This window comes from Streptomyces bullii, from assembly GCF_042657145.1.
GTDB lineage: Bacteria > Actinomycetota > Actinomycetes > Streptomycetales > Streptomycetaceae > Streptomyces > Streptomyces bullii.
Map to the genome: position 1 here is coordinate 264,508 of NZ_JBHSNY010000006.1, position 15,406 is coordinate 279,913.

Genomic DNA, 15,406 nt, shown 5'->3' on the forward strand with positions numbered 1-15,406 from the left:
CGCAACTCCCTTGCGGGTGCTTTGGGTTGGACGGTCACCGTGGGAGCGCACCCGCGTTCGGGACAGGCGCGTCCTGGGCGGCGTCGCACCGCTCCCACGGACGTGCCTCCGGTCCGAAGCACTGAGACGCGCCTGCCCCCGGGACCCGGCCGCAAACCCCCGGGCAGGTTTTCCGGCAGCGCGGGGGGTGACTCGTACGGCTGCTGCCCTGTCCTCTGACGTCCGGGAGGTCGTCCATGAGCACCAAGGTCTCCGACCACGTCCTGCAGCGGCTGCGCGCATGGGGTGTGGAGCATGTCTTCGGCTATCCCGGGGACGGCATCAACGGCCTGCTCGCCGCCTGGGGCCGGGCCGAGAACGAGCCCCGTTTCATCCAGTCGCGGCACGAGGAGATGTCCGCGTTCGAAGCGGTGGGCTACGCGAAGTTCAGCGGCCGTCTCGGCGTGTGCGCGGCCACGTCGGGGCCCGGCGCGATCCACCTGCTCAACGGCCTGTACGACGCCAAACTCGACCACGTCCCGGTGCTCGCGATCGTCGGCCAGACGCACCGCACCGCGATGGGCGGCTCCTACCAGCAGGAGGTGGACCTCCACACGCTGTTCAAGGACGTCGCCTCCGACTTCGTGGAGACGGTGACGGTGCCCGAGCAGTTGCCGAACGTGCTGGACCGGGCGATCCGCACCGCGTACGCGCGCCGCTGCCCGACCGCCGTCATCATCCCCGGCGATGTGCAGGAGCTGGACTACTCGCCGCCCACGCACGAGTTCAAGATGGTGCCCTCCAGCCTGGACCGCAGCTCCTGGACGGCGGTCCCCTCCGACGACGCCGTACGCCGCGCGGCGGAGATCCTCAACTCCGGTGACAAGGTGGCGATCCTGGTCGGCCAGGGCGCGGCCGGGGCGCGGGCCGAGGTGGAACGGATCGCGGAACTGCTGGGCGCGGGCGTGGCCAAGGCGCTGCTCGGCAAGGACGTCCTCAGCGACGAACTGCCGTACGTGACCGGCTCGATCGGGCTGCTGGGCACCCGCCCGTCGTACGAGCTGATGCGCGACTGCGACACGCTTCTCACCATCGGCTCCTCGTTCCCGTACACGCAGTTCCTGCCGGAGTTCGGCAAGGCGCGTGGGGTGCAGATCGACATCGATCCGCACATGGTGGGGATGCGCTACCCGTACGAGGTGAACCTCGTCGGCGACGCCAGGGTGACGCTGGAGCGGCTGATCCCGCTGATCGAGGGGGGCCGCGGGCGCGAGTGGTACGACACGGTGTGCGCGAACGTGACGCGCTGGCGGGAGGTCATGGAGCGGCGCGCGGGGCTGAGCGCCGACCCGATCAACCCCGAGTACGTGGCCCGCGCCCTGGACCCGCTGCTGCCGGACAACGCGATCGTCACCTCCGACTCGGGGTCGACGTCGAACTGGTACGCGCGGCACCTGACCATGCGGCCCGGCATGCGCGGCTCGCTGTCGGGGACGCTCGCCACGATGGGCTGCGGGGTGCCGTACGCGATCGGCGCGAAGTTCGCCCACCCGAACCGGCCCGCGATCGCGCTGGTGGGTGACGGGGCGATGCAGATGAACGGCATGGCGGAGCTGATCACTGCGGCGAAGTACCGCGGCCAGTGGGACGACCCGCGCCTGGTCGTGGCGGTGTGGAACAACCACGACCTCAACCAGGTCACCTGGGAGATGCGCGCGATGGAGGGCGCGCCGTCCTTCCTGCCGTCCCAGGAGCTCCCGGACGTGCAGTACGCCCAGTTCGCCCGCTCCCTGGGGCTGACCGGCATCCGCGTCGAGAAGCCGGAGGACGTCGAGGCGGGCTGGCGCGCCGGCCTGGAGGCGGACGGCCCGGCGGTGATCGAGTTCCTCACGGACCCGGCCGTACCGCCGATCCCGCCGCACGCCACCTGGGACCAGATGGAGGCGACGGCCGCCTCGATCCTCAAGGGCGACGCGGACCGGGGGTCGATGGTGAAGCACGGCTTCAGGGCGAAGATGCAGGAGTTCCTGCCCGGGCGGGAGAAGAAGTCCTGACCGGGGGCGCCCCGACCGGTCCGCGCCGGTCGGGGTGCCGCCTGCCGTCCTGCGGCAGCAGCAGTTCCTCGTAACGGGCCAGCCCCAGCACCACTCCGAGCATGAGGAGCGGGAGCAACACGGCGAGCATCGCCATGGCGTGTCCTTCCCCGGGATGTGCGTGGGGGGCAGGGTTCGGGTCTCCCGCCGGGCCTCGGGCAAACTCCCGCGTCGCCGATCCCGCGGGCGAACCCTGTGTCGGCGTCCGGTGGACGGGTACGCGGAGCGGACCCCCGAAGGTCTGGAGGGAGACATGCAGCGAGGCAGCGACCGGCTGAGCCGTCACCGTGACGACGAGATGAAGCACGAACTGCAGGGTCTGCTGCGGTCCGGGCACCCGACCCGCAGCGAGGAGTGGCACGACCCGGAACCGGCCGCCGAGGACGACCCGGAGGTCGCCTACGGCCCGGTGACGCCGAGCCGCGCGCCGACGTCGCTGGAGGCGATCCGGCTGGAGCTGGCCCGGATCCTGGGCCGCAAGGCGTTCCCCGCGAACGCGCGCGACCTGGCTCGTGCGCTGCGCCTCCACCAGGCGCCCGAGGCGCTCGTGGAGGCGGTGGAGCGGCTGCCGCACCAGGCACGCTACGCCACCGTGCAGGAGGTCGCCGAGGCCCTCACCCGGAGCCGGGAGGCCGGGCCGCAGCAGACGGTACGGGCGGACACCGCCGGGCGGTTCCGGCGGTAGGACCGCGCACGAGGACCCGGCCCCGGGGAGCTGCGGGCGGCGTCGCGCCGACCCGGCCGTGGTGCCCCGTGGGCCGGGGAACGCAGGAAGGGCCCACTGTGATGGCTGAGTTCGTCAAGGACGTCATGACCCCGGGCGTGGTCGCCGTCCGCCCGGACGCGTCGCTCGTGGAGGCGGCGCAGTTGATGCGCGCGCAGAACATCGGTGACGTGGTGGTGGCCGACGGGCAGCAGGTCGTCGGCGTGCTCACCGACCGTGACATCACGGTGCGGGCCGTCGCCGAGGGTGTCGACCCGCTGACGGTGAGCGCCCGCACCGTGTGCACGCCCGACCCGGTGACGGTCGCGCCGCACGACCCGGTGTCGGCCGCCGTGGAGCTCATGCGCGCGCACGCCGTACGGCGGCTGCCGGTCGTGGAGAACGGGCTCCCGGTCGGCATGGTGAGCCTCGGCGACCTCGCCGAGGCCCAGGACCCGGACTCGGTCATGGCCGACATCAGCCGTGCCGAGCCGGACGTCAGGGGCGGCGCATGAGCCCACGGCCAGAACAAGCAAGAGCAAGCAAGAACAAGCACAGACAGGCCCGAACAACACAGACAAGCACGGACAAGCACGCACGCCACGTAAAGCACCGAAAGGACGCTGAACCACCATGCGCATCGCGTTTCTGACCGCACCCGAGGGCGTCGAGCAGGTCGAGCTCACCGATCCCTGGCAGGCGGCGAAGGACGCGGGCCACGAGCCCGTGCTCGTGTCGACGAAGCCGGGCGAGATCCAGGCGTTCCACCACCTGGACAAGGCGGACACCTTCCCGGTGGACGAGGTCGTGGGCGAGGCCTCGGCCGACTCCTTCGGCGGGCTGGTGCTGCCGGGCGGCGTGGCGAACCCGGACTTCCTGCGGATGGAGGAGAAGGCCGTCGCGTTCGTGCGGGACTTCTTCGAGCAGGGCCGGCCGGTCGCCGCGATCTGCCACGCGCCGTGGACGCTCGTCGAGGCGGACGTCGTACGCGGTCGGGTGCTGACCTCCTGGCCGAGCCTGCGGACCGACATCCGCAACGCGGGCGGCACCTGGGTCGACGAGCAGGTGAAGGTCTGCGACCACGGCTCGAACAAGCTGGTCACCAGCCGCAAGCCGGACGACCTGAAGGCGTTCTGCGAGACGTTCCTCGAGGTGTTCGCCGACGCCGGCAAGGAGGGCTGAGAGGCGGGCGCGGGCACTCCCCACCCACCTGCGAGGGGGTGCGCCCGCCCGCAGCGCGGAGGTGACGGCCGCGCGGAGTCGTCCGCGCGGCCTTCCTCGTGTCGCTCAGGCGCCGCTCAGGTGCCGGGCGCAGCGGGCGTGGCCGAGTCCGAGCCGGTCCGCTCCCGGGCCCCTTCACGTGTGCGGCCCGCCGCGACCGGGCGCCGGGGGTTGCGGCGCAGGTACTCGCCCTCCAGCTGGGCCATGCGCTCGTTGTGGGCCCGCAGCGCGTCGTTCGAGCCGTACAGCAGGGTGTCGTGGCGCGTGCGGTGGATGGTCTCGAGCTCCTTCATGAGCTGCTGGTCGTCCAGGTGGCTCGGGTCGACTCCGGTCATGGTGTTGCCCCGCTCGTCGTGTTCGTCCATGCGGTCCGGGTACCCGCCCGGTGAGCACTGCACTACCCCCGAGCGGCATCCGGGATGGAGCCATGGATCTCGCTTTTCTGCAGCCACTGTACGAGCGTCCGGGGCCTTGGGCCTCCGTGTACGTCGACACCTCCCGGCACACGGAGGACACCCCCCACGAGCGGCACCTGACCGCGCAGGCGATGGCCAGGCAGCTGGCCGAGCAGGGCGCGGACGAGGCGACCTGCCGCGCCGTGCAGAACGCGATCGAGGATCTGCGGCACTCCTCCGAACCCAATGGACGGGCCCTGTTCGCACGCGGTGGCGAGGTCGTCCTCGACCCGCCGCTGGCTCGTCCCCCGCGCGGCGGCGACTGGGCGCAGTGGGCGCCCCTGCCGCGGGTGACACCGCTGCTGGAGCTGCTGGGCGAGGATCCGGTGTGCGTCGTGGCCTACATCGACCGCAAGGGCGCCGACTTCGAGCTGCGCAGCGCGCTGGGCCGGGAGGACGCCGGCGGCGTCACCGGACGCCAGTGGCCCATCCACCGGACGAGCTCGGTCGACTGGTCCGAGCGGCACTTCCAGCTGCGGGTGGAGAACACCTGGGAGCACAACGCGGCGGAGATCGCCGACGCGCTCGCCGTGTGCCAGGAGGAGACCCGCGCCGACCTGCTGATCCTCGTCGGCGACGACCGCGAGCGGCGGGCGGTGCACGAACGGCTGCCCCAGCGGCTGCACGACCTGGTGGTCGAGGCGCCGCACGGCACCGGCAGCCGACTGCTCGGCGAGGACGTGGAGAAGGCGCGCACCGAGCATGTGCGGCGCCGGGCGGCGCAGGAGCTGGAACGGTTCCTCGCGGCCCGCACCCCGGACGACGAGGGCCGGGCCGGGGCCGTGGAGGGCGTGCCCGCGCTCGTCGAGGCGGCGCGTGAGCACCGTATCGACGAGCTGCTGATCCGGCCCGACGGACCCGACGCGCACCGCGAGGTGTGGATCGGTGAGGACCCGGACCAGCTGGCGGTGCGGCGCACCGACCTGAAGGTGCTCGGTGAGCAGCACTCCTGGCCCGCCCGTGCGGACGACGCGCTGATCCGCTCGGCGGTCGCCACGGACGCGCCCGCCCTGTCGGTGACCGCCGCCCCGGCGACCGAGCGGGAGGCGCCGGTGGGCGGCCTGGGGGCGCTGCTGCGCTGGAAGTAGGCCTGCTCGGCGGGCCTATCTGACCCGCTCCACCCGCCGCTCGTCCCAGACCGGGTCCGGGGTCTCCCGGACCCGGCCGTCGCTGCCGAACACCAGGTAGCGGTCGAAGGAGCGGGCGAACCAGCGGTCGTGGGTGACCGCGAGGACCGTGCCCTCGAACGCCTCCAGCCCCTGCTGGAGCGCTTCGGCGGACTCCAGGTCGAGGTTGTCGGTCGGCTCGTCCAGCAGCAGGGCCGTGGCGCCCTGGAGCTCCAGCAGGAGGATCTGGAAGCGGGCCTGCTGGCCGCCGGAGAGCCGCTCGAAGGTCTGCTCGGCCTGGTGGGTGAGCTCGTAGCGGCGCAGCCGGGACATGGCGGCGCCGCGGTCCTGGGAGTGTTCCGTCCACAGGATGTCGAGGAGGGTGCGGCCCTCCAGCTCGGGGTGCGCGTGGGTCTGGGCGAAGTGCCCGGGCACGACGCGCGCGCCCAGCTTCCACTGCCCCGTGTGCGCGACGTCGTCGCCGGCGAGCAGGCGCAGGAAGTGCGACTTGCCGGAGCCGTTGGAGCCGAGCACGGCGACGCGTTCGCCGTAGAAGACCTCCAGGTCGAAGGGCTTCATCAGGCCGGTGAGTTCGAGCCCCGCGCAGGTGACGGCCCGTACGCCGGTACGGCCGCCGCGCAGCCGCATCCTGATGTCCTGCTCGCGCGGCGGCTCGGGCGGCGGACCGGCCTCCTCGAACTTGCGCAGCCGGGTCTGGGCGGCGTGGTAGCGCGAGGCCATCTCGTGGCTGACGGAGGCCGCCTGACGCAGGTTCAGCACGAGCTTCCTCAGCTGGGCGTGCTTCTCGTCCCAGCGTCGGCGCAACTCCTCGAAGCGGGCGAAGCGTTCCCGGCGGGCGTCGTGGAAGGTGGCGAAGCCGCCGCCGTGCACCCAGGCGTCGGCGCCGGCGGGGCTCGGCTCCAGGGAGACGATGCGCTCGGCGGCGCGGGCGAGGAGTTCGCGGTCGTGGGAGACGAACAGGACGGTCTTGCGGGTCTCGGCCAGCCGCTCCTCCAGCCAGCGCTTGCCGGGCACGTCGAGGTAGTTGTCCGGCTCGTCCAGCAGCAGCACCTCGTCCGTGCCGCGCAGCAGCGCCTCCAGGACGAGACGCTTCTGCTCACCGCCCGAGAGGGTGCGGACCTGGCGCCACTGCGCCTTGTCGTAGGGGGCGCCGAGCGCGGCCGTGGTGCACATGTCCCACAGCGTCTCGGCCTCGTAGCCGCGGGCCTCGGCCCAGTCGGCGAGGGCCTGGGCGTAGCGGAGCTGGGACGCCTCGTCGTCGACGGTCATGAGGGCGTGCTCGGCCGCGTCGACGGCGCGGGCCGCCTCCCGGATGCGGGGCGGGGCGACGGAGACGAGCAGGTCGCGTACGGTCGTCTCGTCCCGTACGGACCCCACGAACTGGCGCATCACGCCGAGCCCGCCGCTGACGGTGACCGATCCGCCGTGGGGTGCCAGTTCACCGGCGAGCAGCCGGAGCAGGGTGGTCTTGCCGGAGCCGTTGGGGCCGACGAGAGCCACGACGGCCCCCTCCCCCACCCGGAAGGACACGTCGCCGAGCAGCGCCCTCCCGTCGGGAAGGCTGTACTCCAGGTGCGCGGCTTCGAGGTGACCCATGAGGAGCGATTCTGTGGGGCACGGACGCGGTCGGGCAAACGCTTTTGCCCGATCGCCGGCCCCGGCCCCGGCACAGGCACAGGAATCGCCCGGTCCCGGGTACTCGCATGACATGACGACCCCCGACGTGGACCTCACCGTCCCCAAGCGCGGTCACCACGTGCTGCGCGACGGTTTCCTGGCCCTGGACTGCCGGCTCTTCGAGGCCGTCGCCGCCCGTCACTGGCCCGGCGCCGACCGCGTGCTGCCCCGGCTGAGCCGGAGCGCGAACCACGGGGTGCTGTGGTTCGGCGCGGCGGCCGCGCTGGCGGCGAGCCGTACCCCGCGGGCCCGGCGCGCGGCGGCCCGCGGGCTGGCCTCGCTCGGCCTGGCCTCGCTGACCATCAACACCCTCGGCAAGCGCACGGTCCGGCGCCCCCGCCCGGTGCTGGACCCGGTGCCGCTGGTCCGGCAGCTGAAGCGGCAGCCGATCACCACGTCGTTCCCGTCCGGGCACTCCGCGTCGGCCGCCGCGTTCGCGACCGGTGTCGCACTGGAGTCCCCGGCCTGGGGCGCGGCCGTCGCGCCGGTGGCCGCGACGGTCGCCCTGTCCCGTGTCTACACCGGCGTCCACTTCCCGAGCGACGTCCTGGCGGGCGCCGCGTTGGGCGCGGGCGCCGCGTTCGCCGTGCGGGGCATGGTGCCGACCCGGGCGCAGATCGCCCCGCCGGCCCGTCCCCGCGCCGATGTGCCGGCGCTGCCGGACGGTGCGGGGCTGGTGCTGGTGGCGAACACCGCCGCGGGAACCGCGGACCGTGCCCGTGCCGTGCGGGACGCGCTGCCAGGTGCCGAGGTCGTCGAGTGCGAGCCGGACGACGTCCCGGCCGAGCTGGAGAAGGCCGCGGCCCGCGCCCGGGTGCTCGGGGTGTGCGGCGGCGACGGCACGGTGAACGCCGCCGCCCGTATCGCCCTGCGGCACGGCCTGCCCCTGGCGGTGCTGCCCGGCGGCACCCTCAACCACTTCGCGTACGACCTGGGCGTGGAGGACGTCCGCGACCTGGTGCGGGCCCTGCGCCACGGCGACGCGGTGCGGGTGGACGTGGGCCGGTTCCGCAGCGGTGAGCGGCAGGGCGTCTTCCTGAACACGTGCAGCCTGGGCGTGTACCCGGAGCTGGTGCGCGAGCGGGACCGCTGGTCGCACCGGATCGGCGGCTGGCCGGCCGGGGTGCTCGCGGCCTGGCGCGTGCTGCGGGCCGACGAGCACCCGCTGGAGGCCGCGTTCCAGGGCCGATCCCACCCTCTGTGGCTGCTGTTCGCCGGGAACGGCACGTACCACCGCATGGGCCTGGCGCCCGGCCGGCGGGTGGACCTCGCGGACGGGCGGCTCGACGTCCGGGTGGTGCACGGCGGTCGCCGGCCCGCCGTACGGCTGCTCGCCGCCGCCGTCGCCGGACCGCTGACCCGGTCCCCGGCGCATGCGGCGGTCCAGGTGGCGCGGCTGCGCCTGGACCGGGTCGCGCCGGGCACGCTGCTCGCCTACGACGGTGAGGTCACCGAGGTGGAGGGGCCGGTGACGCTGGAGAAGCTGCCCGAGGCACTGACGGTGTACCGGCCCCTGACGAACGACTGACGATCCGTCAGTCCGTACTGCTGTCCGTATAGCGATACGGGGGTCTCATCATCCGGTCGGTGTGCGTACGGTGATGCCATCCGGGACCGGACAGAAGGGGTGGGCATCAGCCATGCCGAAACCACGGGAGACCGCCGTCTACACGCACGGGCACCACGAGTCGGTGCTGCGCTCGCACACCTGGCGGACCGCCGCCAACTCGGCGGGGTACCTCCTCGGCTCGCTGGAGCCCCACATGAGGGTCCTGGACATCGGGTGCGGGCCGGGGACCATCACCGCCGATCTGGCGGAGCTCGTTCCCGACGGCCGGGTCACGGGGGTCGACCGGGCTCCCGGGATCCTGGAGCAGGCGCGCGCCACCGCCGACGCGCGCGGGCTCGCCAACGTCACCTTCGCGGTCGCCGACGTGCACGCCCTGGACTTCCCCGACGACACGTTCTGCGTGGTGCACGCCCACCAGGTGCTCCAGCACGTCGGCGATCCCGTCCGGGCCCTTCGGGAGATGAAGCGGGTCGCCAGACCCGGCGGGATCATCGCCGCGCGCGACGCGGACTACGCCGCCATGACCTGGTATCCGGCGTCCCGGGGCATGGACGACTGGCTGGACCTGTACCGGCGGGTGGCCCGCGCCAACGGCGGCGAACCGGACGCCGGACGCCGGCTGAAGGCCTGGGCGCTGCGCGCCGGGCTCACGGACATCACCGCCACCTCCAGCACCTGGACGTACTCCACGCCCGAGGAGCGGGCGTGGTGGAGCGGCCTGTGGGCCGACCGCACCGTCGCCTCCTCCTACGCGCGCCGCGCCGTGGACGGCGGGCACACGACGGAGCGGCGGCTGCGCGACGTGGCCGGGGCCTGGCGGGAGTGGGGCAGAGACGAGGACGGCTGGTTCAGCGTGCTGCACGGAGAAATTCTCTGCCGGAAGGAAGCCTGAAACGCCATATTCGGGAAACTCGGAAAGCAGGAGGTTCAGACATGGTTCCCATCCTGCTCGTGCTTCTTCTGGCGGTGATTCTTTTCGGCGCCGGATTCGCAGTCGAAGTACTTTGGTGGATTGCGTTGGCGGTTCTTGTCGTCTGGCTGCTGGGATTCTTCTTCCACGGCCCGACCGCGACAGGAGGCAGGGGCCGCTGGTACAGGTGGTGAGTTGACGTAAGTCTCCGGAACTCATTCCCGGGGAAGCAGAGGTCCCAGCGGCCCGAGGTCCAGGTTCAGGTCCTCGGGCCGCAGGCCGTAGCGCTCGCGCAGCTCGGTCATGCGGTCGTCGAGCAGCATCAGCGTGAGCCCGATGCGTTCCTCCTGCTCCTCGCTCAGGTCCCCCTGGTCGAACCGGCGCAGCGCTTGCCGCTCCATGAGCTGGCGCAGCAGCTCGACGACGGTCAGCACGAGCTTGACCAGATCACGCTCGACGGTGTCGGGTTCGAGGTCGAGTCGGTTGCGTGGGGTCACGACAGGTCTCCGAAGGGCGAGGGCACGTTCGCGTTCACCGAGCTGATGAGCGCGTTGAGGTCGATGCGGACGAGGTCGACGTCCGCGATGCGCAGCGTGATGTCCCCCGTGATGACGACGCCGCCGGCGAGCAGCCGGTCGAGCAGGTCCACGAGGGCCACCTCACGGCGTTCGACGACGGTCACTGCCGGCCCCCTTCGGTGGTCTCCTCACGGGCCTGGCCGGGCTCCTCGGTGGTCTCCTCAGACCTCCGGCCGGTCCCCCCGAGCGTCCCCTCGCGCGTCTTCTCACCCGTGTCCCCGCCGGCCTCCCCGCCGGCGGTCTCCCCCGCGAACGAATAGGCCGCCCACGGGCCGGTGAGTTCGACCCGCATTCCGGGCGCGTCGTCCTTCGTCCGGTCCACCAATTCCACGAATTCCTCGGAACGCGAGCGCGGCACGAGATAGGCGGCGTTGAGCACGTTCCGTCCGGCGTGGCCGGAGAGCGCCGGATTCTGCGGCGCGTGCAGCCGGGAATCCTCGGCGTAGCCGGACAGCGTTTCGTGCAGACGGCTCGCGAATCGCTCCGCCCGCTGCCACGTCTCCTCGTGCGACCTGGTCTGCATGCGCCGCTGCCGCAGGTAGTCGCGGCCCGACGCGGGCTTCTGAGCGGGCCGCGCGCTCTGCGCCGGCTCGGCCTCGACGTACACCTTGACGCCCCACTCGACGCGGCCCTCCAGCCGATCGAGGGTGCGCCGGAAGTCCTCCTCGCGTGCCTCGATCATCGTGCGGACGCCGCTGTCGTCCCGGAAGACGGTGCCGAGCCGCAGGGGCAGCGGGGTGGTGACCGTGGTGAGCGCGTCGATCACGCCCTGGTGCGCGCGGGCGGTCGCGGTCAGCCAGTCGAGGTCCTCCAGGTGGGCCCGGAGCGGTTCCTCCGCGAAGTCACGCTCCGGCACGTGGCTGACGACGGCGACGAGGCCGTGGTGGGTCAACACTCTGGGCGGGTCGCCCGCCACCCCCGTCAGCTCCGCCTGGAGCGGCGTGCCGAAGGGGCGGCAGACGGCGTAGACGTACCGCAGTCCGCTCACGGTGCCTCCTTCTGCGAGCGGCGGCCGGGCTCCAGTTCCTCCAGGCGGGCCAGCCTCTCGCGCAACTCGGCGTTCTCCCGGGCCAGTTCGTCACGGCGAGCCGACGAGGACAGCGCCGGATCGCTCTCCCACCAGTCGATGCCCATCTCCTTCGCCTTGTCCACGGAGGCGACGATCAGACGCAGCTTGATGGTGAGGAGCTCGATGTCGAGCAGGTTGATCCGGATGTCGCCCGCGATGACGACACCCTTGTCGAGTACGCGTTCCAGGATGTCGGCGAGGTTGGAGCCGCTGCTCTGCCCGTAAGGCTCGGGGAGCCGGCCGGACATCGTCATCGCCGGCTCCCTCCTTCGGCGTACTCCTCTTCGGCCTCCTCGTCGTACTCGCCCTCGTCCTCGGGCTCGTCCTCGTACGTGTCCTCCGGCTCGCCCTCCTCGGGCTCCTCCTCGCCTTCAGCCTCGTCCTCCTCGTCCTCCTCGTACTCGTCCTCGGGCTCCTCTTCCTCCTCTTCGTCCTCTTCCTCTTCGGCCGCCTCCGGCTCCTCGTCGTACTCGCCCTCGGGCGCCTCCTCCTCGGACTCCTCGCTGTCCTTGGGCTGCTCCTCCTCCTCGGCGAGCGCGTCCTCGTGGCTGCGGACGACCTCGCCGTCGCGGATCTCGCCGCGCCAGCTGTCCTCCGTCTCGCCCTTGAGGGTGATGAAGCGGGCGAAGTTCTTCAGGTCGAGCCGGGTCCGGCGGCCCTGGGCGCGCCAGATGTTGCCGGTCTTCTCGAACAAGCCGGAGGGGTAGTACTCGATGACGAGCAGCACGCGGGTCAGGTTGTCGGCGAGGCGGTGGAAGGAGACGACGCCCTTCGTCGTGCCCTTGGCGCCCTCCGACGTCCAGGCGATGCGGTCGTCGGGCACCTGCTCGGTCGTCTTCGCCTTCCAGCTACGGTTGGACCACCACACCTTCGCCTGCCAGTCGGAGGTGGTGTCGTCGGCGCGGCTCGCGCTCTTGACGCCCTTGGCGAAGGTGCTGAAGTCCTGGTACTGGGTCCACTGGTCGTAGGCGGTGCGCAGCGGCACACCCACGTCGATGTGCTCGATGATGACGGTGGGCTTCGCGCCCGCCCCGCGCTTCTTCTTGCCCTTGCCGCCGCCTACGTTCTGCAGCGCGCCGAGCACGCTGTCCTTGGCGTGCGAGGCGCCGGATCCCAGGATGGAGCGCAGCGGGCCCTTGCCCTCGCTCAGCTTGCGTCCGGTGTCCAGGGCCATCTTGGCGAAGCCCGGGCTCTTGCCCTCGGCTATGTCGTTGAGTCTGACCGTGGTCTCGCCGAGCTTGCGGCCCGCGCCGGTGAGCAGGCGCGTGGCCTGGGCGGCCAGGTACTCCTGCAGTTCGGCCTTGAGCCGGTCGGCGGCCTCGCTGTGGGCCATCTCGGTGAGCGGGTTCTTGGTCGCTCCGCGCGCCGCGGAGGACGCCGTTCCCAGGGTGTCGGTCATCGCTCACCGCCTCCCTTCGGCAGCGGGGCGCGGGCGCCGCGCGAAGCCGCCGTCGCCTTCTTCCCGGCCTGCCTGCCGTCGGCCTTTCCGGCCGTCGTCTTCTTGGCCGTCTTCTTGGCGGCCGCTGTCTTCCTGGCGGGGGCCTTCTTCGCCGCCTTCTTCGCGGGTGTCTTCTCTGCGGCCCGCGCCGCGGTGTCCTTCGACGGTGCCTTGCGCGCCGCCTCCGGCTCCTCGTCCTCCTGGTCCTCCTCGTCGCGCGGCTCCCGGCCCTGCGGTTCCTCCGCCTCGGGCTCCTCGTCCTCCGGCTCGCCGGCGTCCTCGGAGTCCTGGGCGCCGGACTTGTCCGGGACCACGCCCGACAGTTGGTCGCGCACCTGGGCCGTCCGGCCGTGCAGCCGGTCGGCGACGGCGTTGAGCTGCCGCTCGACCATGGCGCCGGAGGCGGCCTTGCCGACCCCGCGCAGGTCTTCCCGCAGCTGGTCCCCGATCTCCTTGAACTGCGGGTTGTTCCGCAGCTGTTGGGACATCAGGTCCGCCAGCCCCTTCGGACTCAGGTTCATCCGCTTCCCGGCGACGAGACTGCCGACGGCGACCGCCAGCTTCATCTTCTTCGTCCGCCCGAGAACGTATCCGGCCCCTATGGCGAGGCCCAGTCCCACTCGGTTCATCGTGCCGTCCCGTTGCCTGTTCCCGCGCTCCCGCGCGACGCGATCTCCAACCGGTCGAGGAGTTCGTCCTCGAGGCGGTCGAACTCCTCCTCCGTGATCTCTCCGGCCTCCAACCGCTCCTCGAGCCGGGACAGTTCGGCCCGGACGGTGGCGGGGTCGTAGTAGATCCGCTCCGCCTCGTTGAGCACCTGTCTGATGGCCCAGGCGCTGCCGCGCACCGGGGCGAACGGCAGCAGCAGCACCTCAGAGATCAGGCCCACGTCCTCACCCCGCTCCGGTGTCCGCCCCACCGGCCGCGGTGCCCGCCGGCTCGGCCGGGCCGGGCTCGACGAAGCTGTACGGCGGCAGCGGGCCGTTGATCCGCACCTCCAGGTGCGGCATGTCCTTGCGGACCTGTTCCACGGCCGCGAGGAAGTTCTCGGCCTGGCCGCGGTCCACCAGGAACGAGACGTTGGCCAGCCAGCCCGTGGATTCGGGACCCACGCTGACGGCCTCGGCGGCCGGTTCCAGGGCGCGCTCCAGAGCGGCACCGTCCTCGGACTCCTTGGCCTTGACGGCGGCCGCGACCATCTCGCCGAGCCGCAGCTTGTCGTCGTGACTACCGCCGCCGGCCTGCCGGTTGGCCTCCGCGAGCGAGCGGATCTCGGCGTTCTCGGCCATCACGTGGTGCAGGACTGCGTCTTCGACGTGGTTGGCCTTGATGTTGTACTCGACGCGGCCGTCCAGCGCACGCAGGCGCTCGTGGTAGTGCTCGGCGCGCTCGGCGAGCACCCCGGTGACGGTCTGGTCGTCCGGGGCGATGCTGCCGAACCGCATGGGCAGCACGCAGCCGGCCGCCCCCGCCTCGCTGAGCACGCTCTGGTGGGCGAGCAGGTCCCTGCGCTTGGGCCGCAGCCCCTCGGGCGCGTCGCTGACGATCGCCGCCAGCTCGCCCTCCCGCAGGATGCGCACCGGGCACGGCGGGTCGCCGACACCGCCCATGCCCTCCGGAAGCGAGGGGTGCGAGGTCGCCGCGATGCCGTAGACGTACGTGCTCACTCCTGGTCCTCCTTCCGGCGGGCCGACGTGGTCTTGCGGGCGCGGGGACGGGACTCGGGCTCGCGCTCGGCCCCCTCGTCACGGGCCTGCTTGAAGGCGTCGGAGATGGTCTCGGCGGCGCCGGACAGCGCCCCCTTGGACTTGCCGCGGGCACCGGACTCGGTGATCTCGCCGACCATGTCGGGCAGGCCCGGGCTCTTGCGCGGACCGGCCTCCAGGTCGAGCCGGTTGCACGCCTCGGCGAAGCGGAGATAGGTGTCGACGCTGGCGACGACGACTCGGACGTCGATCTTCAGGATCTCGATGCCGACCAGGGACACGCGCACGAACGCGTCAATGACCAGCCCCCTGTCCAGAACCAGTTCGAGTACGTCGTAGAGGCCGCTGCTGCCGCCTCCGCCGCCGGTCTGCTGTGCCGGTACGACTGTCATTCCGGCAAACCCTCCTCGTCTATCGGTGTCGGTCCGGTCGGGCGGCCTAGCGGCCGCCGGGCCTGCGCGCGTCGGCCCGTCCGCGCTCGTAGCGGCGGACGCGGCGGTAGCCGGTGAGCTGTCCTTGCGGATCGAGTTCCACCTGGTAGCTCGCCATCAGGCTCATCGTGTCGGGCACACGCTCGAGTTCGAGGACCTCGACCTCCAGCGACCAGCCCTCCTCCGTCTGCTCGAAGGACGACACGGACTCGGCGGCCATGCCGGTGAGCTCCTCGAGCTGACCGCGCGCCTCGCGCAGCACCTGCAGGGGGCTCGGCCGGTTCTCCGCCGTGTGGTTGTTGGACTTGTGAGAACTACGGGATTCCTGTGAACCCTGTGACTCTTGCGTGTTGTGTGTGTTCGACATGGCCACCTCCCCCTCCGTGTGGCCGCAAGTGTGTTCGCCAAACCTCCGGAGGCGCAGGCATCTGTACCGCCCCTGCTCAGCG

19 protein-coding genes and 1 pseudogene are annotated in these 15,406 nt (G+C 72.1%); 8 read left to right on the forward strand and 12 right to left on the reverse strand.

All coding sequences use genetic code 11. The features are described from left to right. The first annotated feature begins 236 nt into the window (after window positions 1-236). The 4 genes from ACFPZJ_RS18705 to ACFPZJ_RS18720 all read left to right on the forward strand — a co-directional run bounded on the left by ACFPZJ_RS18705 (window position 237) and on the right by ACFPZJ_RS18720 (window position 3,957). Complete coding sequence (locus ACFPZJ_RS18705) at window positions 237-2,033, forward strand: thiamine pyrophosphate-requiring protein (RefSeq protein ID WP_381022626.1); 1,797 nt, start codon at window positions 237-239, stop codon at window positions 2,031-2,033. Between the two features lie 292 nt (window positions 2,034-2,325). Beyond that, window positions 2,326-2,757 (forward strand): DUF2795 domain-containing protein, encoded by a 432-nt coding sequence (locus ACFPZJ_RS18710; RefSeq protein ID WP_381022629.1) that lies wholly within the window; start codon window positions 2,326-2,328, stop codon window positions 2,755-2,757. Between the two features lie 101 nt (window positions 2,758-2,858). Continuing rightward, window positions 2,859-3,290: a CBS domain-containing protein gene (locus tag ACFPZJ_RS18715; protein ID WP_381022631.1), complete on the forward strand. Its 432-nt coding sequence runs from the start codon at window positions 2,859-2,861 to the stop codon at window positions 3,288-3,290. A gap of 118 nt (window positions 3,291-3,408) precedes the next feature. Continuing rightward, a complete protein-coding gene (locus ACFPZJ_RS18720; protein ID WP_381022633.1) occupies window positions 3,409-3,957 on the forward strand; it encodes a type 1 glutamine amidotransferase domain-containing protein in 549 nt (182 codons plus the stop codon). Window positions 3,958-4,073: 116 nt separating this feature from the next. Here ACFPZJ_RS18720 and ACFPZJ_RS18725 read toward each other — a convergent pair whose 3' ends face one another. Next, window positions 4,074-4,361 (reverse strand): DUF6158 family protein, encoded by a 288-nt coding sequence (locus tag ACFPZJ_RS18725; RefSeq protein ID WP_381022636.1) that lies wholly within the window; start codon window positions 4,359-4,361, stop codon window positions 4,074-4,076. Between the two features lie 62 nt (window positions 4,362-4,423). On the opposite strand from ACFPZJ_RS18725, the gene ACFPZJ_RS18730 reads away from it, so the two are divergent. Further along, entirely contained in the window at window positions 4,424-5,539 is a 1,116-nt protein-coding gene (locus ACFPZJ_RS18730) for a baeRF2 domain-containing protein (RefSeq protein WP_381022637.1), read from the forward strand. 15 nt (window positions 5,540-5,554) lie between these two features. On the opposite strand, the gene ACFPZJ_RS18735 is transcribed toward ACFPZJ_RS18730, so the two are convergent. Continuing rightward, complete coding sequence (locus ACFPZJ_RS18735; protein ID WP_381022639.1) at window positions 5,555-7,174, reverse strand: ABC-F family ATP-binding cassette domain-containing protein; 1,620 nt, start codon at window positions 7,172-7,174, stop codon at window positions 5,555-5,557. A 112-nt stretch (window positions 7,175-7,286) separates the two neighbouring features. Between ACFPZJ_RS18735 and ACFPZJ_RS18740 the strand changes: the two genes are divergently transcribed. From ACFPZJ_RS18740 to ACFPZJ_RS18750, 3 genes are all read left to right on the forward strand, one after another. After that, a complete protein-coding gene (locus ACFPZJ_RS18740; protein ID WP_381022642.1) occupies window positions 7,287-8,783 on the forward strand; it encodes a bifunctional phosphatase PAP2/diacylglycerol kinase family protein in 1,497 nt (498 codons plus the stop codon). 112 nt (window positions 8,784-8,895) lie between these two features. Further along, the gene (locus ACFPZJ_RS18745; RefSeq protein ID WP_381022644.1) at window positions 8,896-9,717 is read left to right on the forward strand and encodes a class I SAM-dependent methyltransferase; all 822 of its coding nucleotides are present in this window, start codon (window positions 8,896-8,898) and stop codon (window positions 9,715-9,717) included. Between the two features lie 41 nt (window positions 9,718-9,758). Beyond that, window positions 9,759-9,929, forward strand: coding sequence for a hydrophobic protein (locus tag ACFPZJ_RS18750; protein WP_381022646.1), 171 nt, complete (start codon window positions 9,759-9,761; stop codon window positions 9,927-9,929). 21 nt (window positions 9,930-9,950) lie between these two features. On the opposite strand, the gene ACFPZJ_RS18755 is transcribed toward ACFPZJ_RS18750, so the two are convergent. From ACFPZJ_RS18755 to ACFPZJ_RS18800, 10 genes and pseudogenes are all read right to left on the reverse strand, one after another. Continuing rightward, on the reverse strand, window positions 9,951-10,232 hold the full coding sequence (locus tag ACFPZJ_RS18755) for a gas vesicle protein K (protein WP_381022647.1): 282 nt from the start codon (window positions 10,230-10,232) through the stop codon (window positions 9,951-9,953). Further along, window positions 10,229-10,417, reverse strand: coding sequence for a gas vesicle protein (locus ACFPZJ_RS18760; RefSeq protein WP_365674545.1), 189 nt, complete (start codon window positions 10,415-10,417; stop codon window positions 10,229-10,231). Before ACFPZJ_RS18760 ends, ACFPZJ_RS18755 begins: the two co-directional genes overlap by 4 nt. 122 nt (window positions 10,418-10,539) lie before the next feature. Next, window positions 10,540-11,301: pseudogene (locus ACFPZJ_RS18765) on the reverse strand (GvpL/GvpF family gas vesicle protein); the annotation flags it as partial. Beyond that, a complete protein-coding gene (locus ACFPZJ_RS18770; protein ID WP_381022649.1) occupies window positions 11,298-11,636 on the reverse strand; it encodes a gas vesicle protein in 339 nt (112 codons plus the stop codon). The pseudogene ACFPZJ_RS18765 and the gene ACFPZJ_RS18770, both read right to left, overlap by 4 nt. Further along, window positions 11,633-12,781 carry an SRPBCC family protein gene (locus ACFPZJ_RS18775; protein WP_381022651.1) on the reverse strand — a complete coding sequence of 383 codons (1,149 nt, stop codon included), beginning with the start codon at window positions 12,779-12,781 and terminating at the stop codon, window positions 11,633-11,635. The genes ACFPZJ_RS18770 and ACFPZJ_RS18775 overlap by 4 nt, the downstream gene beginning before the upstream one ends. Continuing rightward, window positions 12,778-13,449, reverse strand: coding sequence for a DNA primase (locus ACFPZJ_RS18780; RefSeq protein WP_381022653.1), 672 nt, complete (start codon window positions 13,447-13,449; stop codon window positions 12,778-12,780). The genes ACFPZJ_RS18775 and ACFPZJ_RS18780 overlap by 4 nt, the downstream gene beginning before the upstream one ends. Then, the gene (locus ACFPZJ_RS18785; RefSeq protein WP_381022656.1) at window positions 13,446-13,709 is read right to left on the reverse strand and encodes a gas vesicle protein GvpG; all 264 of its coding nucleotides are present in this window, start codon (window positions 13,707-13,709) and stop codon (window positions 13,446-13,448) included. Before ACFPZJ_RS18785 ends, ACFPZJ_RS18780 begins: the two co-directional genes overlap by 4 nt. A gap of 4 nt (window positions 13,710-13,713) precedes the next feature. After that, a complete protein-coding gene (locus tag ACFPZJ_RS18790) occupies window positions 13,714-14,487 on the reverse strand; it encodes a GvpL/GvpF family gas vesicle protein (protein ID WP_381022657.1) in 774 nt (257 codons plus the stop codon). Continuing rightward, complete coding sequence (locus ACFPZJ_RS18795) at window positions 14,484-14,918, reverse strand: gas vesicle structural protein GvpA (RefSeq protein WP_381022660.1); 435 nt, start codon at window positions 14,916-14,918, stop codon at window positions 14,484-14,486. Before ACFPZJ_RS18795 ends, ACFPZJ_RS18790 begins: the two co-directional genes overlap by 4 nt. Window positions 14,919-14,964: 46 nt before the next feature. Next, window positions 14,965-15,324 (reverse strand): gas vesicle protein GvpO, encoded by a 360-nt coding sequence (locus ACFPZJ_RS18800; RefSeq protein WP_381022662.1) that lies wholly within the window; start codon window positions 15,322-15,324, stop codon window positions 14,965-14,967. Window positions 15,325-15,406: the final 82 nt, after the last annotated feature.